This is a genomic window from Williamsia sp. Y712 (assembly GCF_059445525.1).
This window is the reverse complement of sequence record NZ_JCAIUN010000001.1, coordinates 2,306,443-2,331,096: the sequence shown is the minus strand read 5'-3', so window position 1 is coordinate 2,331,096 and position 24,654 is coordinate 2,306,443. Positions and strand designations below refer to the sequence as shown.

Sequence of the window (24,654 nt, the reverse complement as noted above, 5' to 3'; positions counted from 1 at the left end):
GCTATCCGGCGAGCACACCGGCCCGAACGCGATCGATGATGTCAGGCGCACCAGGCAGGCGGAGCCGTTCGAGGAACTGCACGATCTCGGCCGCCACAGATCGGTGGGCAACGTCGTTGAGGATGTCGTGCCGGCCGTCGTTGACGATCACCAGGCGCGCGTTGGGCAGGGACTGGGCCAACCGTTGTACCTCATCAGCCGGACTGATCACATCGGCAGAGCCGTGCACGATCAAGACAGGAACCGATGTTGCGGAAAGAGACTCGTGCGTCACGATCGTCGCCACGTCTTCAAGAGCTCCCCGATCGAGACCGTCGGCCGAGCCGAGTACGCCTCGATGGACCGGGCATGCCGTCCTGATCTCGAGTTCCTCCGCCCAGTCCACGGACGGTGTCACTGCCGAGTCCACAAGAAGTCCGGCAACAACCACACCGGTGACGCCGGGTGTTGCTGCTGCGACTGCCAGAGCCTCTGTGGCGCCGGAGTCGGATCCCACCACGACAATCGGTAACGAAGTATCCGCGTCGGCAGTCGCGCGAAAGCTCGCGTCGAGGTCGCCGTCCACCACTGATACCCGGTACCCGTCGATTGCGATACGTCGAGCAAAACGTCCGTACACCCCGGCATGTTCACCGCGTCCGGCGATGACGATCACCGAACCACGCACAGTTGCTTCCGGTTCCAACCACTCGATGCTCACAGATGTCCTAACCCGAGATTTTCCCCGCACGGGGTTGTCAGGCAACCATCTCGCGGCCGGGCATGGTGAACAAGATTAAGGCTCAGGCCGAACATAACTCGCACATCGGACCTTTCCTTGACCATTTGTTCGGAACATATTCGGTGCCGCCGCGTTGCGGACTTGTCTGAAATCGTGGGCTCCACGTCCTGGACGCCGACAGCACGTTGGAAGATGCTGTACCGGTGACCAGAACAGTCGTCGTGCTCGCGTATGAGGGTGTCCAAGCACTCGACCTGGTCGGCCCTGCAGAGGTCTTCGACACCGCCACACTCCTGCTCCCGGCATCCGAAGGGTATGACGTCGTCGTGGCCTCCCCGACCGGCCGACCGATTCGGACCGGCGGATCGCTCACGTTTCACACCGTGCCGCTACCGGAACCGGGTCCTCACATTCACACGCTGATCATCCCCGGCGGGATCGGGGCCATTGACCACAGTACCGGACCAGCCTGCGCGAAATGGCTGCGCGACAGACGCTTTGGGTCGACACGTGTCGCCACTGTGTGCACCGGGGCCTTCCTCGCAGCCGAAGCAGGTCTGCTCGACGGACTGGTAGCCACCACGCACTGGGCAATGGCCGACGAACTGGGGCTGCGATATCCGAACGTCACGGTCGATCCCGCGGCGATCTTTCGTCGCAGCTCGGACCGGATCTGGACCTCAGCCGGTGTGACATCGGGTATCGATCTCTCGCTTGCGCTGGTGGAAGACGACCACGGCCAGGACATCGCACAGTCGGTGGCCCAGTGGCTCGTGTTGTACCGCCGCAGATCCGGGTTTCAATCGCAATTCGCGCCACCGGTGTGGACGCCGCGGGCACGATCAACACCTATTCGCAACACGCAGGAGTGCATTGAGGCCGATCCCTCCCAGTCGTGGGGTGTGCCCGACCTCGCCCAACGCGCCGGGATGAGCGAGCGGCACTTCACCCGGTTGTTCACTTCCGAGGTAGGCACTCCACCGGGCCGGTACGTCGAGAAGATTCGCGTGGACGTCGCCCGAACGCATCTCGAAGCGTCGGGCGACACCCACGCTTCCATCGCCGCACGATGTGGCTTCCGTTCCGCCGAGGTGATGCGGCGTGCATTTCTGCGAAACCTCGGCATACCACCCGAAACGTATCGCCAATCCTTCTCGCATGCCCCGGAATCGACTGCGCACGACCTGAACCCACCGAAGGGCTGACATGACCCAGATTGCAATCGTCCTGTACCCCGGATTCACCGCACTCGACGTGATCGGGCCCTACGAGGTGCTCCGATTCCTGCCCGCTGCCGACATCAGGTTCGTGTGGCACGAAACGGGGCCCATCGCGGCCGACTCCGGAATCGCGATCCTCGGCGCCACCCACACCTTGGACGAAACACCCTCGCCTGACATCGTTGTGGTGCCGGGCGGTAGTTCGTCGGTGGGAATCCACGCTGGGGATGGAGTGCTGCTCGAATGGCTCGGGCGGGCACATGAATCCACGACGTGGACGGCCTCGGTCTGTGCCGGTTCCGTAATCCTGGCGGCGGCCGGGATCTTGAAGGGTCAGCGTGCCACCAGTCATTGGCAGGCGCTGCCCTCGCTCCGCTTGTTCGGTGTGACACCGGTCGCGGATCAACGCATTGTGTTCACCGAGCGGGTGGTCTCCAGCGCGGGCGTCTCGGCGGGGATCGATCTGGCATTCTCCATAGCGGAAAAGGTCAGCGGGACAACGCGGGCCGAGGCGATTCAACTGGCGATCGAATACGATCCGCAGCCACCTTTTGATGCCGGGCATTTCAGCAAGGCATCGACTTCCGCCCGGGCGCTCGCCATGAGCCTGCTCGCCAGGGAGACGATCAACCCCGCGCATCTGTCCGCATTGACCAAGCTCGCCTGGACGCAAGCGCTCGCGAAGGCACGCGCTCCCAGATCCGGCCGCCCGAGAATCCGCTCCACGTGAAACGATCCGTCCCGTGGGCTCAGTCCCGGGACCCACCGATACCGGCGTCGCGGGCACGGGCCACCGCTTCTGCCCTGGTCCGGGCCCGCATCTTGGCGAGGATCTCACTGACCCGGTTCCGGACCGTCTTCTCCGACAAGAACAGTCGTCGTGCGATGGCGGCATTGTCGAGTCCGGTCGCCATCAGGTCCAGCACTTCACGTTCGCGACCGGTGAGCTCGGGAAAGGCCTGCGGCCCCGACGTCCGATGCCCGTTGGCGGCGAAAAAGCCGACCACCTGTTCGGCGACGCGCGGACCGAAGACGGCATCCCCCCTGGCGACGGCAGCGATGGTGCGCTGCACATCATCGGCCTCTGCTTCCTTGAGGAGGTAGCCGCGGGCACCGGCGCGCAATGCCGCAAAAACCGAGTCCGAATCCTCACTCATGGTCAACACGATGACCGCGACATCGGGGTACAGCTCGGCCACGCGGGCCGTGGCCGACAGCCCGCCGATACCCGGCATCCGCAGATCCATCAGCACCACCTGCGGACGCAGTTCGCCGATGGCCACCAACGCACTTTCGCCGTCCGATGCTTCACCGACCACCACGACGTCATCCATCGCGGCGAGCACCGCAAGCATCCCGGCCCGGAACAGGGCGTGGTCATCGACAACCAATACGGTGGTCACAGATTGACAACCTCTCCTTGTGCCGGAACGGTATTCATCGGGAGCGTCAGCCGTACCACGGTGCCGCCCCCGGCGGCGCCCAGATGCTCGACGCGGCCACCGACCTCGGCTGCGCGTTGCCGCATGCTGGTCAGTCCGACGCCCGGCGCTGGACGCACCGGCATACCGCGACCGTTGTCGCTGACGCGGAGTTCGAGATGGAGATCGTCGCGTTCGACGTCGATTCGCACACGCGACGCAGCACTGTGCCGGACAACGTTGGTGACCGCTTCGGCCGCAATCGCATAGGTGGCCACCTCTGCTGCTGCGGACAGGTCGGCGACATCGTCGCATTGCACCGACCCTTCGATGACGCCGAGCCCGTCCACCAGTTGCCGCAGGGCCAGCGCCAGGCCGAGCTGATCGAGGACCGGTGGACGCAACCCATGTGAGACCGCCCGCACCTGCACCACGGTCTCGCGGACTCGATCACGGATTCCTTTGGCCGTCTGCGCATCCGCCTCGTCACCGCTCTTGCGCAGTGACACCGCCAGCGCATCCATCTGCAGGGCGATCCCAGCCAGGGCAGGTCCCACGCCGTCATGCAGATCATTGCGCAACCGCCGCCGCTCCTCTTCCCGCGCGGCAACGATGCGGGCTCGACTGTTCTCGGTTTCGGTGACCAGCGCAGCGGCGTAGGCCATCATCGCCGCATGCGCTGCGGACTGTTCCAACAGCTCCCGTTCGTCGCCGGTGAATCCTTCACCGGCCCGGCGCGGCGCCACCTCGAGCTGACCGACCCGGCGGCCAAGGGCAACTGCCTCGATGGCGATCACACGTTCGGGCCGCTGCCCCTCACCGACCCGGACCACACCCTCGAAAGCCACATAGGGCAACCGTAATTCGGTTCGCAAGGCCAGGATCAGATCGGCCAATGCCGCGCGGGGCTCCGACGACAACGACACCGCGGCCGAGATCTTCGGAGCCAGCGCCCTCGAACCCCGCAGCTGGGGAAACCACCAATCGTCGATGAGCCGTTGCAAACCGGCCCGAACCGCGAAGGCGCCGAGCACACAGACCACGACCAGCGCGACGCCCGCCCTCGAACCTGCCAGCTCCGGATCGATCTGCCACAACAGCAGCCCACCGCCCGCGGCGACCACACCGACGACCACCACCAGGACGATGGAGCGACTGAGCGCAAACTCGGCGTCCCGCAATCGATATCGCATGACGGCCGCGACCACCGCGACTGGTGGAGCCAACAACGCGATCACGAAAGCGGTGCTGCCGAGGTCGGACTCACCGAAGAGAATGGCCACCAGCAAGCCACCGGCAAGCACGATCCCGCCGACCATGAACCACTGCAACTGTGCCCGCTGCACCCCGACAGCGCGGCGGGTACGTCTGATGACCGCCACAACAGCGAGCGGCGTGGCCACACCCAGACAGAGGAATGAGCAGATGAGGGTCACATAGTTGAGCGCATACAACGCGTCGATCTGAATCGGATTACGCACCGCCGCATCGACATCGGCCCGCTCCGGCACCAGCAGCCGGGCCACGGTGGCCGAACAGGCAAGGGCGATCACCGTCAGCCCGAGGGTCCGCTCGAACCGCGAGCCGAAGCGTCCATCGGGAAAGATCAGTGGCAGCAACGGCAGAACAAAGAAGTAGACGACAAAGCCGAACATCGAGATCCAGTCGGTGAACCCCGCCAGCGGCAGCGGCGTCACCTTCTTGTCCCACACGCTGTACTGGCCGAGAAGCAGATACACACTGATCAACCCGGTGCCGACCAGCAACCAGCCACAACGGTTGCGCGGCTGATGCCACAGCACCGCGACCCCGGCCAGCGGCCACACCGAACCGAGCACCACGTCGCCGACGAACATCGGTTCGGTGTCGGCGCGGCCGGTCAATTCATGATGGAGCAGCACCGCCCCGACCGCACAGGCGACCGCGGTCAGCGCGCAGCCCAGAGCAAGTCGCCGCAGCGCGGAATCGCCCAACCCGTCGGCCCTGTCACGCAACCGGGCGGCAGTGTCGCCGAACCGGTTACCGACCGCGCGGACAGGAGATCTCACCCGCTCATCGTGGCATGCCGAATCCGTTGAAGTCGCTGCTCGGGCGAAGATTCCCGGTGATCCGGGGCAGGTGTCCCTGTTGCCCGGGACGGCTCCCGCCCCACAGTTCTCCCATGTCAACCGACGACAGCGACCGCCCCCGACCACAGGAGAATTGCGATGACCACACCGAGCACCCAGGTTTCGGAGACCGAGAACGATCCGAACACGTCGAAGAGCCGATGGCCCTGGCTGGGCGTGGCTGCCGGAATCGGAGCATTGGCCGGCACGCTGGCCTTCGACCTACATCCGGAGTGGGACGAGGACAAGGCCTACAACGCGGACATTGTCGACGACATCAGTAGCGGCAAGGCCCATGGTTCGATCATTGCCGGTTACCTGACCGTCGCGCTGCTCCTGGTGCTCGCCGCAGCCTGGCGCCGCCATGTCGAGCCGCGTACCCCCGGCAGCACCGCCGCGCGGGTGGTTCCGCTGGCCTTCACCGCCTCGGCAGGCGCCCTGTCCCTTGGCTACGGATGGAAAGGTGCGATGGGTCTGTACAACGGCGGCAACGAGGACGGCACCTTCGACAAGGACGGACTCTATGTCCTCTACGTCCTCAACGACTTCGGCTCGTTCATCGGCTATCTGGGTGTGACCATCGCGGCCGGGGCCATCGCCTGGATGGCCCTGCGCGAGCGCCTGATCTCCCGCTGGATCGGCGTGATCAGCATTCTCGCGCTGCTGCCGGTGATCGGTACCGTCGCGGCATTCGGGCTACCCGGATTCCCGGGTGTTGTCGGCGGCGCCTGGCTGGTGGTCGCCTTCGCCGGACTGGCGCTCGGCAAGAGCACCATCACCCGATGAGCGCAGCGACCATCGATCGGAAGGGTGAAGATCACTGATCTGGACCGGGCGTAGTGTGATGCGCGTCACAATGGGGAGGTAGCCTCCTACCGCCCACAACGCACCCAGGAGTCACGGTGACCGACACCCAGGAACGCCGACCGGATCCACACGTCGACCTGATCCGCACCGACCCCGATCTACCGCCGGTGGCGATCATCGATCGCAGTCCGATGACAGTCGGAAAACGGGTCATCTTCGCGGTGATCGCCATCATCGGCGCGTGCGCCTGGGCGATCATCGCGTTGGTGCGTGGCGAGTCCGTCAACGCCGTCTGGTTTGTCATCGCCGCGATCTGCACGTACATCATCGGATACCGGTTCTACGCGCGGCTGATCGAGATGAAGATCGTCCGTCCGCGCGATGATCACGCCACCCCGGCCGAGGTCCTCGACAACGCCCAGGATTACATGCCCACCGATCGACGGGTGTTGTTCGGCCACCACTTCGCGGCCATCGCCGGCGCCGGGCCGCTGGTGGGACCGGTGCTGGCGTCACAGATGGGCTACCTGCCCGGCACCATCTGGATCATCATCGGCGCGGTGTTCGCCGGGTGCGTCCAGGATTACCTGGTGCTCTCGATCTCGGTGCGGCGACGAGGCAGAAGCCTCGGGCAGATGGCCCGCGACGAACTCGGAGATGTCGGTGGATTCGCGGCGTTGATCGCTGTTTTCGCCATCATGATCATCTTGATCGCGGTGCTGGCCCTGGTGGTTGTCAACGCGTTGGCCGAAAGTCCCTGGGGTGTCTTCTCGATCGCCATGACCATCCCCATCGCGCTGTTCATGGGTGTGTATCTACGCGTTCTGCGGCCAGGCCGGGTGTCAGAGGTCTCGCTGATCGGCTTCGCACTGCTGATACTGGCGATCATCTCAGGACGCTGGGTCGGTGAATCAGGCTGGGGCCGAGACTTGTTCAGTCTTTCGCCCGTGGTTCTGAGCTGGTGCATCATCATCTACGGATTCGCCGCTGCGGTGTTGCCCGTCTGGCTGCTGCTGGCACCGCGCGACTACCTGTCCACCTTCATGAAGGTCGGCACGATCGTGCTGCTGGCACTGGGCATCGTGATCGCCCGGCCGGTGATGCAGGCACCGGCGGTCAGCGAATTCGCGAGCAACGGTGAGGGTCCGGCCTTTGCCGGAGCATTGTTCCCGTTCCTCTTCATCACCATCGCGTGTGGCGCGCTCTCGGGCTTCCATGCGCTGATCGCCTCGGGGACGACACCGAAGATGCTCGAGAAGGAAAGTCAGGCCAGGATCATCGGATACGGCGGCATGCTGACCGAGTCGTTTGTGGCGATCATGGCGTTGATCACCGCCTGCATCCTCAATCAGCATCTGTACTTCGCGATGAACGCACCGGCGGCGGTTACCGGCGGAACCCCGGAAACCGCTGCGGAATACGTCAACGGCCTCCCGGGCCTGCGGGGTGAACCGGCCACCGCCGCGCAATTGGAGGACGCGGCCAGAGCAGTCGGCGAAGAGTCGATCATCTCCAAGACCGGTGGTGCACCAACACTGGCGATGGGCATGGCCGACACCATGCAGAGTGCGTTCGGCGGAGAATCGTTGCGGTCCTTCTGGTATCACTTCGCGATCATGTTCGAGGCATTGTTCATCCTGACAACCGTGGACGCCGGGACCCGTGTCGCCCGGTTCATGCTCTCGGACGGGCTCAGCAACGTGAAGGGCGGCAAGCGTTTCAAAGATCCTTCGTGGCGGCCCGGCGCCTGGTTGTGCACCCTGATCGTGGTGGGCCTGTGGGGATCGATCCTGCTGATGGGTGTGACCGATCCCCTCGGTGGCATCAACACCCTGTTCCCGCTCTTCGGCATCGCCAACCAGTTGCTGGCCGCGATCGCGTTGACCGTGGTGCTGGTGATCGTGCTCAAACGCGGACTGTTCAAATGGGCGTGGATACCCGGTGTTCCGCTGGTCTGGGACCTGGTCGTGACCATGACCGCATCGTGGGAGAAGATCTTTTCGAACAATCCCGCCATCGGCTATTGGCAGCAGCATCAAGATTTTGTCGATGCGAAGGATTCAGGCCTGACCGTCTTCAAAAACGCGAAGACGTCCGGAGAGATCGATGCCGTGATCCGCAATACGTTCATCCAGGGCACGTTGTCGATCGTGTTTGCGGTGCTCGTCCTGATCGTCGTCATCGCGGCAGTATTCGTGTCCGTCAATGCGATTCGCAATCGCGGTCTCCCCACCACCGAGGACGAACCGAGCGAGTCCAGGATCTTCGCACCCAGCGGCATGATCGCAACGCCGACAGAAAAGGAGGTGCAGCGAGAATGGGACGAGTACCTCAAGAAGAAGCCAACTCCGCTGTCTCGATGACCAGGCGCGTCATCGGGGCCGTGCGCTGGTACATCGGGTCGGTGATGGGCGACAACGACTATCAGCGCTACGTCGCACACCACCGCTCACGACATCCGGACACGGCGCCGTTGACCGAGCGTGACTACTGGCGACATCGCTACGCCGCGCAGGACAACAATCCGCAAGGCCGCTGCTGCTGATCGCCGGCGACCGCGAGAACGCCTGCTACGCAGCAGACGTGACCGCGGCACCGTCGCGGCGTGACGGTTCGATGTCGTGCCGTTTGACGAACAAGATGATGGCCAGGATCGGGTACACCAGGATCGGGGCGAAGGCCCCGACGTAGCTTTGGTCCAAGAGAATCGCCGAGCCGCTGAGCAGTGCGAAGTCGAAGAGTCCGTGCAGTACCGAATTGAGGGCGTTGCTGCCCGAGACCCGTCGGGTGAGATAGAAGAAGTATCCGGCGAAGCTGACCATGATCGCCTGCGGGATCGCGGAAGCCCCATTGCCGAAGACGTTTGTCAGGTGGACTGCACCGAAGATCAGGCTGGACCACAACGCAACCCGGCTCTCTCGCAGGCCATGGTTGCGCAGCATGGTCACACCGATACCGCGGAACATACCTTCCTCGCCCCACCCGACGAACTGGGTCGCAACGAGCAGCACAACGATGAACAGCCACCCCTTGTCGGCGAGCGCACTGTAGTCGATGCCGATCAGGATGGCGCCAAGCAGAACAATGGGCACCGCCCACACCCAGCGGTTGACCGGGCGGTCGTCCTTGATCACCGGTCGCCACCAACCCAGCGCTGCGACAACGGCATACGTGAACACCAGGGCGAGCCCGAGTGGGATCACCATCGTGAAGACGACCCCGCGGGTGGTCAGGGTGTCGTCCTCGCCACCCCAACCCGCGATGAGTCGGCCACCGAGCTGGATGATCACCAGGTACACGATGACGACGACCGCGAAGGCAATGTAGGAAAGTTGTCGCCCGCCAATTCGCGGTGCAGTCATGGGTTTCGGTGCGTTCACTACGCCATATTAACGGTGCGCCGCCGACTAACTCAGGGCCGGCGTTGCTGTCCGGCCGAGGTCACCGCCACGCACCCCGGACGTACTGGGGTGCGTATGGCGCCTGGGCCGTATCGAGGCCGAGTTCGTGCGCGGCGCGCAGGGGCCAGGCCGGCTCGCGCAGGGCGGCGCGGCCCAGCAGGACCGCGTCGGCGGCTTCGGAGGCGAGGATCTTCTCGGCCTGTCCTGGCTCGGTGATCAGACCGACCGCGGCAGTCGGCACCCCCGACTGCTCACGAATGGTCCGGGCAAACGGCACCTGGTAGTCCGGACCCACCGGGATCTGCGCCGCGACGTTGCCGCCCGTCGACGTATCGATGAGGTCCACGCCCCGGGTCTCGAGAATGCTCGCAAGTTCCGCACTGTCCTCGGGTGTCCAGCCGCCCTCGGTCCAATCGGTGGCCGAGAGCCGGACGAACAACGGCTTGTCCGGCGGCCACACCGCGCGTACCGCCTCGACGACCTCGATCAGAAAACGTGTGCGACCGGCGAAATCGCCGCCGTACATGTCGTCGCGCTTGTTGGACAGCGGTGAGAGGAACTGGTGGATCAAATACCCGTGGGCCGCATGGAGTTCGATGACGTCGAACCCGGCCTCGTCGGCGCGGCGGGCTGCAGCGACGAACGCCTGGACCAGGCCATCGATCCCCTTGTGGCTCAAGGCCTCCGGGGTGTTGTATCCGTCGAACGCGATCGCCGATGGGGCGCTGGTCACCCACCCTCCGTCCGCAGGCGAGATCGACCCACTGGCCTCGGCGAACGGCGCGTAGGTCGACGCCTTGCGTCCGGCGTGTGCGAGCTGCATCCCGATCGTTGATCCCTGATCGTGGACGAAGTCGACGATCCGTCGCCACGCCTCGGTGTGCCGATTGCTCCACATCCCGGCGTCTTGCGGGCTGATCCGTCCGTCTGCGGTCACGGCCGATGCCTCGGTCATGATGAGGCCGAACCCACCGGTCGCCCGGCTGCCCAGGTGGACCAGATGCCAGTCGGTGGGCAGACCGTCCTCGGCGAAGCAGCTGTACTGACACATCGGCGCCAGCCACACCCGGTTGGCGATCGTCAGTTCGCGAAGTGTGATCGGCGTGAAGAGCGCGGGAAGAGTCATACGCTCCACAACGATCGGGAGTCGTCATCGATTCCGACGGCCGACAGCCGGGTCCACAGTTGCTGTGCGAGTGACACATCCAGGCCGGCGCCGACGAACTCATCGCTCCAGATCCGCTTGTCTGACCGGCGCAGATGCCACCCGATGAGACGTCCGACGTGTGCTTCATCACTCGTCGCGGCGTACAGGATCGGGAGGGCGCCCTCGTCGGCATCTCGGGAGATGGTCGCGTGCGCGAGCGCCATGACCGTCTTCTGCAGGATGCCGGTTGCCGCGTCGTGCATGGGCGTGGTGCTCATGCCGGGATGTGCGATGAAACTGCGGACCGACGACCCCATCCCACGCAATCGCCGCTCGAGTTCGGCGGCGAAGAGCAGAGTCGCAACTTTCGAGCGCACGTACGCACCGTTGGGTGAGTGGTCATGACCGAACGTCAGGTCCCCGAACTCGAGGTCGGCCCGGAACCTGCGATAGAGGTTGGAACCCACGCTGACCACGCGGGCATCATCACCGCGTTCGAGCAGCGGCAACAGCCGGTCGGTGAGTACAAAGTGTCCGACAACGTTGGTGGCGAAGGTGCTCTCGATCCCGTCGACGGTGACCACATGCGGCTGGTTTGCGATGCCCGCATTGAGGACGAGGACGTCCAGCGGGATGTCGTCATCCAGCATCCGGGCAGCAAACGCGTCCACTGAGGCGAGGTCGGCCAGATCCAGTTCGTCGACCCGGCAGCGCGCTTCCGGGTGCTCAAGGCGTATCGCTTCTGCCAACCGCTCCCCTTTGTCGAGATCACGGACCGCCAACACCACCTCGGCGCCGCGTGCCGCGAACTCCCGGGCCACGATCGCGCCCAGACCGCTACTGGCTCCGGTGACGATCACTCGCCTGCCGGTCTGGTCGGGCATCTGATTCAACGTCCAGTGGGTGGTGTTCTCGCTCATCGCTTCTCCTGGTCGTGGAATCGAGATCGAACTGATTCGGATAACTGATCCGCTTCGACAAAGGTAGCAGAAGCGGATAGATCATCCGAATGGATTTCCCCTCCGCTACACTCGCCCCTGTGGACGACATCCAGCACGCACATCGAGGCGAGGGCCTCCGCGCCGATGCGGTGCGCAATCGCGACGCGTTGCTGGCCGCCGCCCGTCACTGCCTCGCATGCGGCGACGACACCCTGGCGATGAACGCATTGGCCAAAGACGCCGGAGTCGGGGTCGGGACGGCTTACCGACATTTCCCCAACCGGCAGGTGCTCCTCGAGGCCCTGGCCGTCGACTCCTTCGACAAGCTGGTCTTGATCGCACGCGAAATCGCGGAAGACCCCGACACCGTGCACGCCCTGGCGCAACTGATCGGATCCGCGATCGAGTTCCAGCTCGACGACCCCGGCCTGGCCGCGGTGCTGGCATCCAAAACCCCCGCCTGCCCGGACACCAAGGAGCTGTTCGGCGAACTGGGACAACTGATTTCGCAGGTTCTCACGCGCGGCGTGCAAGAGGGTGTCATATCGGCCACACTCGACGCCGCCGACATCAAGCATCTGGTCTGCGGCACCGCGTTTGCGGTCCGGACCGCCGGTCGCGACTCGCTGGACAACTACGTCCAGGTGCTCGTCAAAGGGCTACGCGCCTAAACCGTCCCCGCCGGGCCCCGAACGTCAGCGACGAACTCTGAACATGGCGGACATCAACCCCGTCCGGCACGTCATCCATTCTGGGCCGGGCCCGCGGTCACCGCCTCGATCGCATCCCACATCTGTTGCGCCAGTTCACGATCGAGGCCCACGCCCCTGATCTCGTCGCTCCAGATCCGCTTGTCACCCCGTTTCAGGTGCCAGCCGATGAACCTGTCGGTTTCGGCGTGCTCGCTGGTCGCGGCAAAGAGGAGCGGCAGGACACCTTCCTCCGGCTCACGCGCCACCGTCGCATGTGCCATCGCCATCGCCGCCCTTGGCAGAACACCGGTCACCGTGTTGTGCATGGGCGTCTTGGTGAACCCCGGGTGTGCGACGAAACTCCTTACCGACGAACCACTTTCGCGTAGTCGCCGCTCGAGTTCTACAGCGAACAACACCGTTGCCACCTTCGCTCGGACGTAGGCACCGTGTGGCGAATGATCATGCTCGAAGGTCAGGTCACTGAAGTCGACTTCCATCTTGACCCGCCGGTAGAGGTTGGAGCCGACGCTGACCACCCGCCCCGCGCTTGCCCGTTCGAGAAGTGGCAACAGTCTGCCGGTCAGCTCAAAATGTCCGACGACGTCGGCCGCGAAGGTGCTCTCGATACCGTCCGCAGTCAGCAGATGCGGCTGATTGCCGACCCCCGCATTGAGGATCAGGCCGTCTACCGGCTCGTCCAAAACGGCCATTCGTTCGGCGAAGGCGCGCACCGAATGCAAGTCGGTCAACTCTATCTCCCCGACCCGAACACGGGCGTCCGACCGCGCCGCCCGGATCTTGTCCACCACCCGCCGACCTTTTGCGACGTCGCGCACCGCCAGGACCACCTCAGCGCCGCGTTTCGCGAACTCCCGGGCCATGATCGCACCGAGTCCGCTGCTGGCACCCGTGATGATCACCCGCCGTCCACTCTGATCCGGCATCGCTTGCAGATTCCATTGGAAGTACCTGTCAGCCATCGGTGCACCTCCAGACGTCCGATGAACTATCCGGTGCACTTCGAATGTAACCCGTGCGAAAGTTGTCACCGGCAAAGTCGCGATTTGCCGATCCTGGCGGGGTGTCGCCCGTGTCGGTAAGGTCGAGCGAGATCAACAACGATCGATCCGGACGATCGGAACCGTACCCGGAGACCGACAAGACGGTACTTCCTCAAGGAGGGCCGAAAAGTCATGGCATGGTTCGTACTGGTTGTATCCGGGGTACTCGAGGCGGTCTGGGCCACCGCTCTCGGAAGATCTGAAGGCTTCACGCGCCTGCAACCGAGCATCGTCTTCGGTGTTGCGTTGGTTGCCTCGATGGCCGGGCTGGCGTACGCACTGCGAACGCTTCCCATCGGCACCTCATATGCGATCTGGGTCGGCATCGGCGCCGCCCTGACGGTCGCATACGCGATGATCAGCGGCAGCGAGACCACCTCGATCCTCAAGATCGCACTGATCGTGGTCATCGTCGGCGCGGTGATCGGTCTCAAACTGGCGCATTGACGTCAATTACGCATTGGTGCAGTGCGGGTACGTTCAGCCAACCCGGTTCAGCGCGAGTTGGCGGGTGACCACGTCGACGATCCGGTCCGGTGTCGCGTTCAAGCCCCCCGAGACCCACTCGGCGGTCAGTTCCGCGATCCCGCCGACCAGCAACAGCGCCAAGGGTCGGCGATCCTCGACCGGTACCGCGTCGTCGCCGAAAATCTCCGGAATCCTGGCCGCGAGCAGGCCCGCGAACTCGTTGACGATGGCGCGGCGATGTTCGCGGGTGGCGGCCAGACCGAGAGACTCGGTGAGCACCACCCGCCCCTTGCGCTGATCTTCGGTCATGATGGCGATGAAAGCGCTTATCGCCGAACGTATCTGCTGTTCGGGTGCGGCACCCGGGTCGCCAGACAAGGCCTCCAGGACCGCGGCCCGGACCTCGGCGGCGAGCTCGTCGAGCAGATCGCTCATCAACGCATCGAGTCCACCGAAGCTCTCGTAGAAGTACCGCTCGCTCAGCCCCGCCGACCGACAGACCGCAGTCATCGTCGCCCGCTCCGCTCCCACGGACGAGACGACCTCCAATGCGGCATCGAGCAATTGCCTACGCCGACGGCTCACCCGCTCATGCGCGCTTGCGCCACCGTACTTCCGCTCCGAGACCGCCACCGCACCATGTTGACACCCAACACCCATGTGATGCACGCTACACAATCAGGAAGGCACGTCTGTCAGATAGGAAAGTGATCCATATGACCCACAGAACATCGCCCGCGCCGGTCGGCACCAAACCCATCACCGGTAGTCGCAGCGTGCCATTTCTGGGACACGCCTATGCCTACTTCCGTCGGCCACTGGAGTTGATGGACAAGCAATACCGGACCGGCGGTCCGGTGTCGGAGCTGTCGTTTTTGGGCCAGAAGTGGGCGCTGGTGCTCGGTCCCGACGCCCTCGGGGAAGCCATGATCAACCGCGACGGCGCGCTGGTCAACGGTGCCGGTTGGCGCACCCTGATCGGCCCGTTCTTCGATCGCGGCCTCATGTTGCTCGACGGCGACGAACATCGCAGCCACCGGCGCATCCTGGCGAAGGCGTTCACGCGGGAGCGATTGGCGGCCTACACCGAACTGATGCAGCCGACGATCGCCGAACACGTACGCACCCTGTCTGCGTCGGAGCACCACCTCGCGTACCCGACACTCAAGGAACTCACCCTCGACATCGCGACAGAGCTTTTCATGGGCGGCGCAGAGGGCCTGCAACCCGGGGAAATCGATCGCGTCAACCGGTCGTTCATCGACTGCGTCCAGGCCGCGACCTCGATCGTGCGCTATCCACTCCCCTTCACCCGCTGGCGCCGCGGCGTCCGCGGCCGGGCAACGCTCGAGGAGTTCTTCGCGCGGTATCTGCCGTCACGCCGAGAAGGCCTGGGCGACGACGTGTTCAGTGTGTTGTGCCGGGTCGAGGCCGACGGTGAGCGGCTGTCGGAGCGCGACGTCATCAATCACATGATCTTCCTGATGATGGCCGCCCACGACACCTCTACCAGCACCCTGAGCACGGTCCTCTTCGAACTCGGAAAGCATCCGGAATGGCAGGAACGCTGCCGCCAGGAATCGATGGCGCTGCAGACCAACTCCCCCAACCCGGACCAGCTCGGCGAACTGCATGCGGCGACCCTCGTGATCAAAGAGTGTCAACGGTTGATCACCCCGGTCCCGGTCATCGTGCGACGAGCGCGCACGGACACCACCATCGCGGGCCATCACATCCCCAAGGGGACGCCGGTCGCGCTCGGTTTGCACCACAACCATCACCTACCCGAACTGTGGACCGATCCGGAACGCTTTGATCCCGAACGCTTTTCAGATGAGCGTCACGAGGACAAGGCGCACAAGTTCGCGTGGAACCCGTTCGGCGGTGGCGCACATCGATGCCTCGGACAGGTGTTCTCGGATCTCGAGGTGCGGTCGGTGCTGCACCACTACCTACTCAACTTCCGGTGGACAGTGCCCGCGGACAGGCCCGCACAGCTGAGCTGGCTTTCACTGCCGTATCCGACCGACGGCATGCCGGTAGACCTGCGCCGGATCAGCTGATCACGAGCGGTCCGCGGCCGCTGCAAGCGCCAGGTCGGCCAGGAAGTTGTCGGCGAGCGTGCGCACCCGCGTCCACTCCGGGGCCGACGCGAGCGCGTCGAAGGCCACCAGGTGAGAGTTTTCCGGCGAGGAGATCTCCGCCAGGAGTCGATCAAGGGACGCCAGATCGCGACGACAGGCCTCGCTGAGCCCCCACGGCATCGAGGTGGTCAGTTCGGTGAACTGCAGGGCGAGTTCATCGACGCCGACATCCAGACGCTCGAGGAATGCGAGCTGATCGACCGCCGGTGACGCCAGGCGGCGAATGACCGATACGAGCGCTCTCGTCCGCAATTCGCCCCCGCGCAGGTCCACCGATTCCGGCCGCCACCTATCACCCCCATTGCCCTCGATACGCGTCAGCGCATCAAAGCCTTGGGGGCCATCCCCTTCGAACATTCGTGACCATCCTCCGGCGGTTGGCGATCCCTCAGATGCATTAGCTATGCGCTGCATTCTTTACCAAAGTGTGCCATCTTGTCACCCGCACAGTGAAGGGGGCCAGCAAAACGCCGGGATATCTCGGATTTCGCACGTTTTGATCACAGCCCGGCCTCATCGGGCGTCGCAAACTCTCAAGTTCGGGTTCAGACTTATATGTTTGCCGGGACCTGCGCATCGCGCGCTGAAGAGGAGCACCATGCACAAGTCCGGGCACGTAGGTATCGCGATTCGCGCTCGGCAAGTCGTTGTGGTGGCGATCGCAGCCTTTGTCGCCCTGGTATTGATGCCGGTCTCCCCGGCAAGCGCACAATCCATCGTCCAACCGGTTGCCGCCGATCCGAGTGTGATCCGCGCCGACGACGGTCGGTACTACATGTACGCAACCGCCGATGACTGGGGCGACGGTGAAGGCGCACACAACATGACGATGTTCACCTCGTTCGACCTCGTCGACTGGGCCTACGTCGGCGACGTCTTTCCAACCGCTCCCTCATGGCATCCCCCCGGCAATCTGGGCTGGGCTCCGTCGATCCACAAGTCAGGCAGCACCTACACCCTGTATTACTCGCTGTATGACGTGACCAATCCGTGCATCGGTATGGCCACCTCCGAATCCCCGATCGGGCCATGGGCCGATCTCGGCCGACCCGTGTTCTGCGCGAATGATGTTGGCATCAAAGGCACCATCGACCCCTTCCTATGGGATGACGGAACGTCGAAGACGTTGTTTGTCGGAAACTTCCAGGGCATCTACGGTGTCCCGCTGACGGCCGACGGAACCGCACCGTCAGGTACCCCGATCAAGGTCGCCGACGAGCGCTTCGAAGGTCCCGAGATCGTCTTCCGCGATGGCTACTACTACCTCTTCGTCTCGGCAGGCAACTGCTGCAACGGCGCGGACACCGCATACCGGGTCCTGGCCGGCCGGTCCCAATCACTGGTGGGTCCCTTTCTCGACCGCAAGGGCGACGACCTCAACACCGGCGGCGGCGCTCTCCTGCTCGCAGGCAACCAGGCCTGGGCCGGACCCGGGCACAACACCGTTGTCACCGACGATGGCGGAACCGATTGGATGATCTACCACGCGGTTCCACGCGCGGATCTGGAACTGCCCAGTGGCGCTCAGCGGCGCGAGGGCATGATCGACCGCGTCGTGTGGGCGAACGGATGGCCCGAGGTCGGCGACGGTTCGCCGAACTCCACCGGGCCGGCATCGCCCGACGTCAAACTTCCTGTCCGCGTGACACTCACGCCGGAAACCCCCACCAGACTGCCCGAGGCCGGCGGTCCGGTCAACGCCAAGCTGATGATCACCGCACCCGCCGACCAGGCCTACACGGGGCAGATCTGGGTCAACGTCCTGACGCCGGGCGGCACCACTGCCACAACAATTCTCGGACCCGAGGCCGTCGACGTGCCGGCCGGCCAGACGATCGAAAGGGCCGTCTCCTACACGGTGCCTGCGGAGTCCCCCGGCGGCATCTACGGCGTGTTCGGCTTTGCAGGCCCGACCGTCGAGGCACCTGCGGAGATGGGGACGATCACCCTGGTGAAGGACGGACAGGCCCTGCCCCCGAACCCGGGCGGGACGAACTCCTCCCTCGCCTGACGGCGCGGCTCAGGCGGGGGCATGCTCAGGTTCAGGTGCCTCGGCATGCAGGCGCCGGGCGATCGAGTCGAGCAACTCGTCGACGTCGGCGTTCTCGCCACCCGGATAGTCGGCAACGTACTCCGCAAGTCGTTGTCGCTGTGCGGCCAAGAGTCTTTCGGCTTCCTTCACCCCGGCCGGGGTGATCACCGCCAGGCCATGGCCAACGGTGATCAGTCCGCGTTCCTCGAGCTGACGCGCTGTCTCCTCGACCTTGGGCAGCGGGGTCTGCGAGACCTCGGACATCGAACGGATGTCGCGGGTACCTTCCTCGGCGACCCTGCTGACCATCCACGCCTCGCCGCGCGACAACGGGCTGTTCGCGGCATCGACCACCACCTCCCACGCCCGCAGTTTGTCCTCACGGGCGAGTGTGCGCCAGATCTGAAGCCGCAACTCCTCCAGAGATGATCTCTCGCCGGACATGCCAAACGATGTCCCGGCATCCGGCATCTTGGTGACCTCACGCAGTGGAACCTCGGGCAACAGCCAGGAAAGCGCGAAAGCCAGTGCGCCGATCGGAACGGCCACGATGAACACGACCCCGAACGCGTCGGTGTAGCCATCGAGGAACCAATTCTGAACGTCTGGTGGACAACTGCGCAGCGCCGACGACGATGCTTCCAGAACCTCCCCCGAACATCGGCCGACGGCACCTTCGGGCGGGCTGCCGGACAGCTCCGAACTCAATCGGGAGTTGAAGACCGCGCCGAAAACGGCAACACCGACCGCTGCGCCGATCGTGCGAAAGAACGTCGCGCCGCTGGTCCCGGTCCCGAGATCTCGATATTCGATCCCGTTCTGAACTGCGAGGATCAAGACCTGCATCACCATGCCGAGCCCGAGACCGAGCACGAACAGGTACAGCGCGATCGCGATATCCGATGACGACCGCTCCATCGTGGACAGCAGGTACAGACCAACGGTGAAGACGGCGGTGCCGAGGATCGGGAACAACTTGTAGCGTCCCGTCCTACTGATGATCTGACCGCTGCCGATCGAGGTGATCAACAAGCCGATCATCATCGGGATCATGTTCAGACCCGATTCGGTCGGCGATTCGCCGCGCACGGTCTGCAGGAACAACGGCATGAACGTGATGGCACCGAACATCGCGAACCCGACCACAAAGCTGACCGACGACGCCACCGCGAACACCCGGTTGGCGAACAGCCGCAGTGGGATCACCGGCTCCGTCGCGTACTTCTCGACGTACGCAAACGCCGCAATACACACCACTCCGAGTGCGCTGAGCCCCAGTATCAGCGCCGATGTCCAACCCCAGCGATCACCGAAACTGGTCACCAGCACGATGGAGGTCGCGGCAGCAGCGAGCAGGAACACCCCGAGATAATCGATCTTCGGTTTGACCTGCGCTGTCGTGTTCGGCAGGACGAAGAAGACCGCCACCAGAGCGATCGCGCCGATCGGCAGGTTGACGTAGAAGACCCAGCGCCAGCTGAGACTGTCGACGAAAAAGCCGCCGAGCAATGGTCCAGCGACACTGGCCAATCCGAAGACAGCGCCGAACATGCCCTGATAGCGGCCACGTTCACGCGCGGACACCACATCACCAATGATGGCCTGCGCCAGCACGATAAGGCCGCCGCCGCCGACACCCTGCAATGCCCGGAAGCCGATCAGCTGCCACATGGAGCCGGCGAGACCACACAGAGCCGAACCGACCAGGAAGATCACCACACAGAGGATGAACAGTGGCTTGCGTCCGAGCAGGTCTCCGAGCTTGCCCCACAGCGGTGTGGTCACGGTGGTGGCGAGCATGTACGCGGTCACGACCCAGGTGAGGTGGTCGGCTCCACCGAGATCATTGACGATTGTCGGCAGCGCGGTCGACACGATTGTCTGATCGAGTGCCGCCAAGAGCATCGCCAACATGAGTCCACCGAAGATCGCGTAGATCTTCCGCTTGTCGAGTTCACCCGTGGTCGCGTCCGCGTCCGCACTCTTGGCTTCGGTCATGTTCCGGTCCTGTCCTCGTCGACCCGGTATTGACCTCTTGAGTCTCGCAGGTAGCCGCGGCGCATATGCCAGAAAAACGATTCCAAACCCGGTACCGGACCCACGGCGTCAAACCCCCAGTTGTCCCTGCGGCCCCCACCAAGTAGCGTGTCGCGTCGCCAGATGATCAAATCGCTGGGTGTGGCGGCGACCGCACTTGCGGCCTTCGGCGCCACGGCGGCATGCTCCAATCGGACACCGGTCAACGAGGCTGCGGCCTCGGGTGGCGCGGGCGGACCCTACACACCCTTCACAGTGGTCGATCAGTACCAGAACACCATCGCCTTCGACACCCCGGTCGGACGCATCGTCTCGATCATCATCCCGGTGCCGTCCATGATCGCCGGTTCCGATCAGTCGATCGCCCGCAACGTGGGTGTGAACTCGAGCGCGATCGCGTTGGCCAAGAACGGCATGCTCGCCACCATGTTCCCTGGATTCCTCGACACACCAGTGGTTTCCGGCCCCGACTTCGTTCCCAACGTCGAGCAGGTGCTCTCACTGGGCCCCGACGTGGTGATCCAGTGGGGCGACAAGGGCGACGACATCGTGGCGCCGCTGCGCAATGCCGGACTCAAGGTCATCCTGCTCAAATACGGCACCCAGGAAGACCTCGAGGCCTGGATCAACATCTTCGGCGACCTGCTCGACAAGAAGCCGCAGGCCCAGGCGATTCTTGCGGCCATGGCCACCGACCGTAAGGCTGTCGAGTCGATCGCCGCTGCGAACACCGCCAAAGCACCTCGCGTCATGTACTTCTACAACACACCCGAGACCAAGGTGTCGGCAGACAACACCTACATGGACTTCTGGATCACCCTGGCCGGCGGAAAGAACGTCGCCCTCGGAGCCGGCAAGGGCACCAGCGTCGCCGTCACCAAGGAACAGATCCTGACCTGGGATCCGGAGATCATCGTCCTCGGCAACTTCGACCCCACGACTCCCCGAGACATCTACAACGATGCCACCTGGGCGTCGCTGACGGCAGTCAGGAACAAGCGCGTCTACAAGGCACCCATCGGTGGCTTCTCGTGGGATCCGCCATGCAACGAGTCGAACCTGATGTGGCTGTGGGTGGCTCAGGTCTTCTACCCCGACGCCGATCTCGACCTCGATCTCCGCGCGCGCATTCGCGAAACATACAAGTCGCTCTATGCATTCGACGTGTCCGACACCCAGATCGACGGCATCCTGCATCTGGAGAAGAACTCGGTGAGCACGGGCTATGACACGTTCCGCGCTTGACATCCAGGCCCGTGAATCCATACCGGTCAAGGCGCGCAATCTCAACACTTTCCTGGTTCCGGTTGTCCTGACCGTCGGCCTCATCGGTGTGGCACTGGCCGCACTTGCGCTGGGCCGCTACACCATTCCGGTCAATGAGGTCGCGCGCATCCTGATCAACGAGGTCTTCCCCCTGGAACGGACATGGACCGCGGTCGAGGAACAGGTTGTCCTGGGCGTTCGTTTCCCGCGTCTACTGCTGGGGATGCTGGTCGGTGGCGGACTGGCACTGGGTGGTTCAGCACTACAAGCCGTGTTCCGCAATCCCCTGGTCAGTCCGCAGGTACTCGGCGTCTCGTCGGGTGCATCATTCGGCGGCGTCCTGGTGATCATGCTCGGCCTGGGTTCGGTGTTCCTCGTCGGTGGCGCATTCCTGTTCGGTTTGGCCGCCCTGATGATGGTCATGGCGATCGGGAAAACCCGCACGGGCAGTTCAGTCCTCATGGTCGTGCTCGGCGGTGTGGTGACCAGCGCGTTCTTCGCCGCGCTCGTCTCACTGATCACCTACCTCGCCGACCCCTACAGCACGCTGCCGTCGATTGTGTTCTGGCTCATGGGATCATTGGCCACCGCCGATATGGGCAAGGTGGTCATCGCGGCCATCTCGATCCTGCTGGGCAGTGCGGTCATCCTCGGCCTGCGCTGGCGGGTCAACGTGCTCTCGCTCGGCGACGACGACGCCGAAACACTCGGGGTCAATCCACACCGCATGCGCATGCTGCTGCTGGTCATGGTTGCCCTGATGACCGCGGGCGCGGTTGCGGTCTCGGGCGTCATCGGCTGGGTCGGACTGGTCATCCCACACCTGGCCCGGCTCTGGGTCGGACCCGATCACCGGATCTCCATGCCGACAACCTTTGTGCTCGGCGCCGCGTACCTGACGATCATCGACACACTCTCACGCACCATCAGCCCCAGCGAGATCCCGCTGGGGATCCTCACCGCGGTCATCGGTGCGCCGGTCTTTGTTGTCCTCCTCCGCAAATCGAACAGGCAGGCATTCATCAGTGCTTGAGCTAAAAGATCTCGGATTCCATTACCCCCAACAAGATTGGGTGTTCCGTCACACCGATCTGACCATCGCGTCCGGTTCGATCACCTCGATCCTGGGCCCCAACGGCAAGGGAAAGACCACGCTGCTCCGGTGCATCGCCGGTCTCGCCCGCCCGCAGGAGGGCCGCGTGGTCCGTGACGCGAACATCGGATACGTCCCGCAGGCGACGCTGTCGAACGTCGGATACACGGTTTTCGACATGGTGTTGATGGGATGCGCCAAGAAGGTATCGGTGTTCGGCACGCCTAGCAAGGCTGATCTGACGCTGACCGGCCAGTCCCTGCAGCGTGTTGGGATCGAGCACCTCGCCGACTCGAGCTTCGCCGAATTGTCTGGCGGACAACGACAGTTGGTACTCATCGCACGCGCCCTGACCACCAGGTGCACCTTCATGATCCTCGACGAACCGGTCTCGGCGCTGGATCTGAAGAACCAGGCCCGGGTTCTGCGACTGCTTCGCGAACTCGCGAGAGAAGGGATGGGCGTTCTGCTCACCACCCATCATCCCGACCATGCACTGCACCTGAGCGGTGATGCCATCGTGATGTACAGCGCCGAAGAGATCGAGCTCGGCGCCGTGGAAGATCTGGTGACCGGCGAAAACCTCTCGCGACTCTACGACATCGACGTCGCGACCGAGACCATCATCGACCGGGGCGACCCGCGGACGGTGGTGTACACCCGCTACGACAACATCGCGGTGGCCGACAATGGCCACCGCACCAAGGAAAGTGCATTGCAATGACAGCCGAAAGTCTTACTGCCCCTGAGGTTTCAGCCGATTCCGACGCCCTGACCACCACACCCGTCCTCCATCTGGTGATGGGGTCCAATACCGGGATGTCGGGGGGACCCACCACCTCCGGACCGACCTCCAACATCGACATCTACTCACTGGGGTCGGTCGACCTGGGTTCGGTACGCGGACTGATCATCAACGGCAACTGCGACCAGGTCTTCCTCGAACGCGAGCGGGATGTCCTGACCGACTTCGTCGCCGCCGGCGGCCGCGTTGCCGTGATGGGCCATCCGCTCACCGACTTCCTTCCCGGACTCGGGCAGTGGCGCAAGTTCGAATATTCCGGCCCGAAAGACCTTGCGATCCACGCCGGTACCCCCCATCCGGTGTGGGCAGGTGTGGACACTGCCGACCTGAGCTTCCGGCGAGAGGTGTCCGGATTCTACGGTCGCGGATACAGCCAGAAGCTGCCGGAAGGTGCGATCGTCACGAACTTCATCGGCAGGCATCTCCTTCCGATCGACTACGTGTACCCACTCGGCCGCGGTGAGGTTCTCGTCCACGGCGGCATCGATCTCGCTGTCTACCAGGATGATCCGAACACATCGTCGCGTGTGTTCCCACAACTGCTGAGCTGGCTCGCCCAACTCGATGGAAAGGACAACCGATGACCACCATCGAGCCCTTCAACCGCACGGACCGTGCTCCCCTGTCGACCGGCACGCTGGCGATCGTCCACGGCGGCTCGCATTTCCACCTGCAGACCATCAAAGACCCGGCGGTCAAGGCATTTCAGCCGGAATTCCATTATCTACCGGACATCAAGCCGGGCGACCTCGACGGTGTCACCACGCTGATCCTGGCCGACCGTCTGCATCCGGAACTTCTTCGCGCGCATGCCGACGAGTTCTTGGCCATCGCGCAACGTGGCGGAACCCTGGTGGTCCTCGGCGAGAATGCCGCACACACATGGCTGCCCGGTGTCTCGTGGAGTCCACGCCCCACCAACTTCTGGTGGTGGCGCACGGGCGAAGATCCGCTGATCCGCACCCGCAGCCACAACCACGAGGCGTGGAAGTTCCTGACCACCAAGGCGGTGATCTGGCACCACCACGGATTGCTGCACACCGATGCCGATGTGGTGCCGTTACTGGTTTCAGAAGAACCGGATTCAGTCGGCAATCCGCATGATGCGGGAATGATGCTCTTCGAGGACACCACCTCCACCCGCGGCCGCATCATCGCCACCACGTTGGATCCGACCTACCACCACGGCAACAACTTCATGCCGGGTTCGACACGGTTCCTGTACGCCCTGCTGCGCTGGGTCGACCGCACCTGACAGGCGGCGGTCAGGGCCGCACGGCGTGCGGC

24 protein-coding genes and 1 riboswitch are annotated in these 24,654 nt (G+C 64.0%); of the genes, 14 read left to right on the top strand and 10 right to left on the bottom strand.

Going from position 1 to position 24,654, the window contains the following annotated elements:
• Position 1 precedes the first annotated feature (1 nt).
• A complete protein-coding gene (locus tag AC1D75_RS10585; RefSeq protein ID WP_495515189.1) occupies positions 2 to 700 on the bottom strand; it encodes an alpha/beta hydrolase in 699 nt (232 codons plus the stop codon).
• 224 nt (positions 701 to 924) lie between these two features.
• On the opposite strand from AC1D75_RS10585, the gene AC1D75_RS10580 reads away from it, so the two are divergent.
• Together AC1D75_RS10580 and AC1D75_RS10575 are read left to right on the top strand one after the other, a co-directional pair.
• Positions 925 to 1,926, top strand: a complete 1,002-nt coding sequence (locus tag AC1D75_RS10580) for a GlxA family transcriptional regulator (protein ID WP_495515188.1) — start codon at positions 925 to 927, stop codon at positions 1,924 to 1,926.
• A gap of 1 nt (position 1,927) precedes the next feature.
• On the top strand, positions 1,928 to 2,671 hold the full coding sequence (locus tag AC1D75_RS10575; RefSeq protein WP_495515187.1) for a DJ-1/PfpI family protein: 744 nt from the start codon (positions 1,928 to 1,930) through the stop codon (positions 2,669 to 2,671).
• 19 nt (positions 2,672 to 2,690) lie between these two features.
• Here the strand turns inward: AC1D75_RS10575 and AC1D75_RS10570 are convergent, their stop codons facing one another.
• On the bottom strand, positions 2,691 to 3,344 hold the full coding sequence (locus AC1D75_RS10570; RefSeq protein WP_495515186.1) for a response regulator: 654 nt from the start codon (positions 3,342 to 3,344) through the stop codon (positions 2,691 to 2,693).
• Positions 3,341 to 5,410, bottom strand: a complete 2,070-nt coding sequence (locus AC1D75_RS10565; protein WP_495515185.1) for a sensor histidine kinase — start codon at positions 5,408 to 5,410, stop codon at positions 3,341 to 3,343. The genes AC1D75_RS10570 and AC1D75_RS10565 overlap by 4 nt, the downstream gene beginning before the upstream one ends.
• Positions 5,411 to 5,569: 159 nt before the next feature.
• Between AC1D75_RS10565 and AC1D75_RS10560 the strand changes: the two genes are divergently transcribed.
• The 3 genes from AC1D75_RS10560 (at position 5,570) to AC1D75_RS10550 (ending at position 8,822) form a co-directional block, all read left to right on the top strand.
• Positions 5,570 to 6,256 (top strand): hypothetical protein, encoded by a 687-nt coding sequence (locus AC1D75_RS10560; RefSeq protein ID WP_495515184.1) that lies wholly within the window; start codon positions 5,570 to 5,572, stop codon positions 6,254 to 6,256.
• A gap of 116 nt (positions 6,257 to 6,372) precedes the next feature.
• Positions 6,373 to 8,640, top strand: coding sequence for a carbon starvation CstA family protein (locus tag AC1D75_RS10555; RefSeq protein ID WP_495515183.1), 2,268 nt, complete (start codon positions 6,373 to 6,375; stop codon positions 8,638 to 8,640).
• Positions 8,637 to 8,822, top strand: a complete 186-nt coding sequence (locus tag AC1D75_RS10550) for a YbdD/YjiX family protein (RefSeq protein WP_495515182.1) — start codon at positions 8,637 to 8,639, stop codon at positions 8,820 to 8,822. The genes AC1D75_RS10555 and AC1D75_RS10550 overlap by 4 nt, the downstream gene beginning before the upstream one ends.
• A gap of 25 nt (positions 8,823 to 8,847) precedes the next feature.
• Here AC1D75_RS10550 and AC1D75_RS10545 read toward each other — a convergent pair whose 3' ends face one another.
• The 3 genes from AC1D75_RS10545 to AC1D75_RS10535 form a co-directional block, all read right to left on the bottom strand.
• Positions 8,848 to 9,657: a CPBP family intramembrane glutamic endopeptidase gene (locus AC1D75_RS10545; RefSeq protein ID WP_495515181.1), complete on the bottom strand. Its 810-nt coding sequence runs from the start codon at positions 9,655 to 9,657 to the stop codon at positions 8,848 to 8,850.
• Between the two features lie 61 nt (positions 9,658 to 9,718).
• On the bottom strand, positions 9,719 to 10,804 hold the full coding sequence (locus tag AC1D75_RS10540) for an NADH:flavin oxidoreductase/NADH oxidase (RefSeq protein ID WP_495515180.1): 1,086 nt from the start codon (positions 10,802 to 10,804) through the stop codon (positions 9,719 to 9,721).
• On the bottom strand, positions 10,801 to 11,745 hold the full coding sequence (locus tag AC1D75_RS10535) for an SDR family NAD(P)-dependent oxidoreductase (RefSeq protein WP_495515179.1): 945 nt from the start codon (positions 11,743 to 11,745) through the stop codon (positions 10,801 to 10,803). The genes AC1D75_RS10540 and AC1D75_RS10535 overlap by 4 nt, the downstream gene beginning before the upstream one ends.
• Before the next feature lie 119 nt (positions 11,746 to 11,864).
• Between AC1D75_RS10535 and AC1D75_RS10530 the strand changes: the two genes are divergently transcribed.
• Complete coding sequence (locus tag AC1D75_RS10530) at positions 11,865 to 12,437, top strand: TetR/AcrR family transcriptional regulator (protein WP_495515178.1); 573 nt, start codon at positions 11,865 to 11,867, stop codon at positions 12,435 to 12,437.
• Positions 12,438 to 12,508: 71 nt separating this feature from the next.
• Here the strand turns inward: AC1D75_RS10530 and AC1D75_RS10525 are convergent, their stop codons facing one another.
• Positions 12,509 to 13,441, bottom strand: coding sequence for an SDR family NAD(P)-dependent oxidoreductase (locus tag AC1D75_RS10525; protein WP_495515177.1), 933 nt, complete (start codon positions 13,439 to 13,441; stop codon positions 12,509 to 12,511).
• 125 nt (positions 13,442 to 13,566) lie between these two features.
• A riboswitch (guanidine-III (ykkC-III) riboswitch) is annotated at positions 13,567 to 13,633 on the top strand.
• A 21-nt stretch (positions 13,634 to 13,654) separates the two neighbouring features.
• Here AC1D75_RS10525 and AC1D75_RS10520 point away from each other — a divergent pair.
• Positions 13,655 to 13,969, top strand: coding sequence for a DMT family transporter (locus AC1D75_RS10520; protein ID WP_495515176.1), 315 nt, complete (start codon positions 13,655 to 13,657; stop codon positions 13,967 to 13,969).
• Between the two features lie 33 nt (positions 13,970 to 14,002).
• Here the strand turns inward: AC1D75_RS10520 and AC1D75_RS10515 are convergent, their stop codons facing one another.
• The gene (locus tag AC1D75_RS10515) at positions 14,003 to 14,650 is read right to left on the bottom strand and encodes a TetR/AcrR family transcriptional regulator (RefSeq protein WP_495515175.1); all 648 of its coding nucleotides are present in this window, start codon (positions 14,648 to 14,650) and stop codon (positions 14,003 to 14,005) included.
• 56 nt (positions 14,651 to 14,706) lie between these two features.
• Between AC1D75_RS10515 and AC1D75_RS10510 the strand changes: the two genes are divergently transcribed.
• Positions 14,707 to 16,053 carry a cytochrome P450 gene (locus AC1D75_RS10510; RefSeq protein ID WP_495515174.1) on the top strand — a complete coding sequence of 449 codons (1,347 nt, stop codon included), beginning with the start codon at positions 14,707 to 14,709 and terminating at the stop codon, positions 16,051 to 16,053.
• On the opposite strand, the gene AC1D75_RS10505 is transcribed toward AC1D75_RS10510, so the two are convergent.
• Positions 16,054 to 16,491, bottom strand: a complete 438-nt coding sequence (locus AC1D75_RS10505; protein WP_495515173.1) for a hypothetical protein — start codon at positions 16,489 to 16,491, stop codon at positions 16,054 to 16,056.
• Between the two features lie 241 nt (positions 16,492 to 16,732).
• Here AC1D75_RS10505 and AC1D75_RS10500 point away from each other — a divergent pair, with 241 nt between their 5' ends.
• Positions 16,733 to 18,145 carry a family 43 glycosylhydrolase gene (locus tag AC1D75_RS10500; RefSeq protein WP_495515172.1) on the top strand — a complete coding sequence of 471 codons (1,413 nt, stop codon included), beginning with the start codon at positions 16,733 to 16,735 and terminating at the stop codon, positions 18,143 to 18,145.
• A gap of 9 nt (positions 18,146 to 18,154) precedes the next feature.
• Here AC1D75_RS10500 and AC1D75_RS10495 read toward each other — a convergent pair whose 3' ends face one another.
• The gene (locus AC1D75_RS10495) at positions 18,155 to 20,164 is read right to left on the bottom strand and encodes an MDR family MFS transporter (RefSeq protein ID WP_495515171.1); all 2,010 of its coding nucleotides are present in this window, start codon (positions 20,162 to 20,164) and stop codon (positions 18,155 to 18,157) included.
• A gap of 162 nt (positions 20,165 to 20,326) precedes the next feature.
• On the opposite strand from AC1D75_RS10495, the gene AC1D75_RS10490 reads away from it, so the two are divergent.
• Genes AC1D75_RS10490 through AC1D75_RS10470 form a run of 5 tightly spaced genes read left to right on the top strand, consistent with a single transcriptional unit; the run spans position 20,327 to position 24,622 of the window.
• On the top strand, positions 20,327 to 21,448 hold the full coding sequence (locus AC1D75_RS10490; RefSeq protein ID WP_495515170.1) for an ABC transporter substrate-binding protein: 1,122 nt from the start codon (positions 20,327 to 20,329) through the stop codon (positions 21,446 to 21,448).
• Positions 21,429 to 22,502 (top strand): FecCD family ABC transporter permease, encoded by a 1,074-nt coding sequence (locus tag AC1D75_RS10485; RefSeq protein WP_495515169.1) that lies wholly within the window; start codon positions 21,429 to 21,431, stop codon positions 22,500 to 22,502. The genes AC1D75_RS10490 and AC1D75_RS10485 overlap by 20 nt, the downstream gene beginning before the upstream one ends.
• Before the next feature lie 40 nt (positions 22,503 to 22,542).
• On the top strand, positions 22,543 to 23,286 hold the full coding sequence (locus AC1D75_RS10480) for an ABC transporter ATP-binding protein (RefSeq protein ID WP_495515168.1): 744 nt from the start codon (positions 22,543 to 22,545) through the stop codon (positions 23,284 to 23,286).
• Positions 23,283 to 23,951 carry a hypothetical protein gene (locus AC1D75_RS10475; protein ID WP_495515167.1) on the top strand — a complete coding sequence of 223 codons (669 nt, stop codon included), beginning with the start codon at positions 23,283 to 23,285 and terminating at the stop codon, positions 23,949 to 23,951. The genes AC1D75_RS10480 and AC1D75_RS10475 overlap by 4 nt, the downstream gene beginning before the upstream one ends.
• Positions 23,948 to 24,622 (top strand): hypothetical protein, encoded by a 675-nt coding sequence (locus AC1D75_RS10470; RefSeq protein ID WP_495515166.1) that lies wholly within the window; start codon positions 23,948 to 23,950, stop codon positions 24,620 to 24,622. The genes AC1D75_RS10475 and AC1D75_RS10470 overlap by 4 nt, the downstream gene beginning before the upstream one ends.
• The last annotated feature ends 32 nt before the right edge of the window (positions 24,623 to 24,654 follow it).

Excerpts from the sequence above, each read along its gene's own strand:
- AC1D75_RS10575 (WP_495515187.1), top strand. The coding sequence starts at position 1,928 with ATGACCCAGATTGCAATCGTCCTGTACCCCGGATTCACCGCACTCGAC.
- AC1D75_RS10560 (WP_495515184.1), top strand. The coding sequence starts at position 5,570 with ATGACCACACCGAGCACCCAGGTTTCGGAGACCGAGAACGATCCGAAC.
- AC1D75_RS10550 (WP_495515182.1), top strand. The coding sequence starts at position 8,637 with ATGACCAGGCGCGTCATCGGGGCCGTGCGCTGGTACATCGGGTCGGTG.
- AC1D75_RS10540 (WP_495515180.1), bottom strand. The coding sequence starts at position 10,804 with ATGACTCTTCCCGCGCTCTTCACGCCGATCACACTTCGCGAACTGACG.
- AC1D75_RS10535 (WP_495515179.1), bottom strand. The coding sequence starts at position 11,745 with ATGAGCGAGAACACCACCCACTGGACGTTGAATCAGATGCCCGACCAG.
- AC1D75_RS10525 (WP_495515177.1), bottom strand. The coding sequence starts at position 13,441 with ATGGCTGACAGGTACTTCCAATGGAATCTGCAAGCGATGCCGGATCAG.
- AC1D75_RS10520 (WP_495515176.1), top strand. The coding sequence starts at position 13,655 with ATGGCATGGTTCGTACTGGTTGTATCCGGGGTACTCGAGGCGGTCTGG.
- AC1D75_RS10515 (WP_495515175.1), bottom strand. The coding sequence starts at position 14,650 with ATGGGTGTTGGGTGTCAACATGGTGCGGTGGCGGTCTCGGAGCGGAAG.
- AC1D75_RS10510 (WP_495515174.1), top strand. The coding sequence starts at position 14,707 with ATGACCCACAGAACATCGCCCGCGCCGGTCGGCACCAAACCCATCACC.
- AC1D75_RS10505 (WP_495515173.1), bottom strand. The coding sequence starts at position 16,491 with ATGTTCGAAGGGGATGGCCCCCAAGGCTTTGATGCGCTGACGCGTATC.
- AC1D75_RS10500 (WP_495515172.1), top strand. The coding sequence starts at position 16,733 with ATGCACAAGTCCGGGCACGTAGGTATCGCGATTCGCGCTCGGCAAGTC.
- AC1D75_RS10495 (WP_495515171.1), bottom strand. The coding sequence starts at position 20,164 with ATGACCGAAGCCAAGAGTGCGGACGCGGACGCGACCACGGGTGAACTC.
- AC1D75_RS10490 (WP_495515170.1), top strand. The coding sequence starts at position 20,327 with ATGATCAAATCGCTGGGTGTGGCGGCGACCGCACTTGCGGCCTTCGGC.
- AC1D75_RS10485 (WP_495515169.1), top strand. The coding sequence starts at position 21,429 with ATGACACGTTCCGCGCTTGACATCCAGGCCCGTGAATCCATACCGGTC.
- AC1D75_RS10475 (WP_495515167.1), top strand. The coding sequence starts at position 23,283 with ATGACAGCCGAAAGTCTTACTGCCCCTGAGGTTTCAGCCGATTCCGAC.
- AC1D75_RS10470 (WP_495515166.1), top strand. The coding sequence starts at position 23,948 with ATGACCACCATCGAGCCCTTCAACCGCACGGACCGTGCTCCCCTGTCG.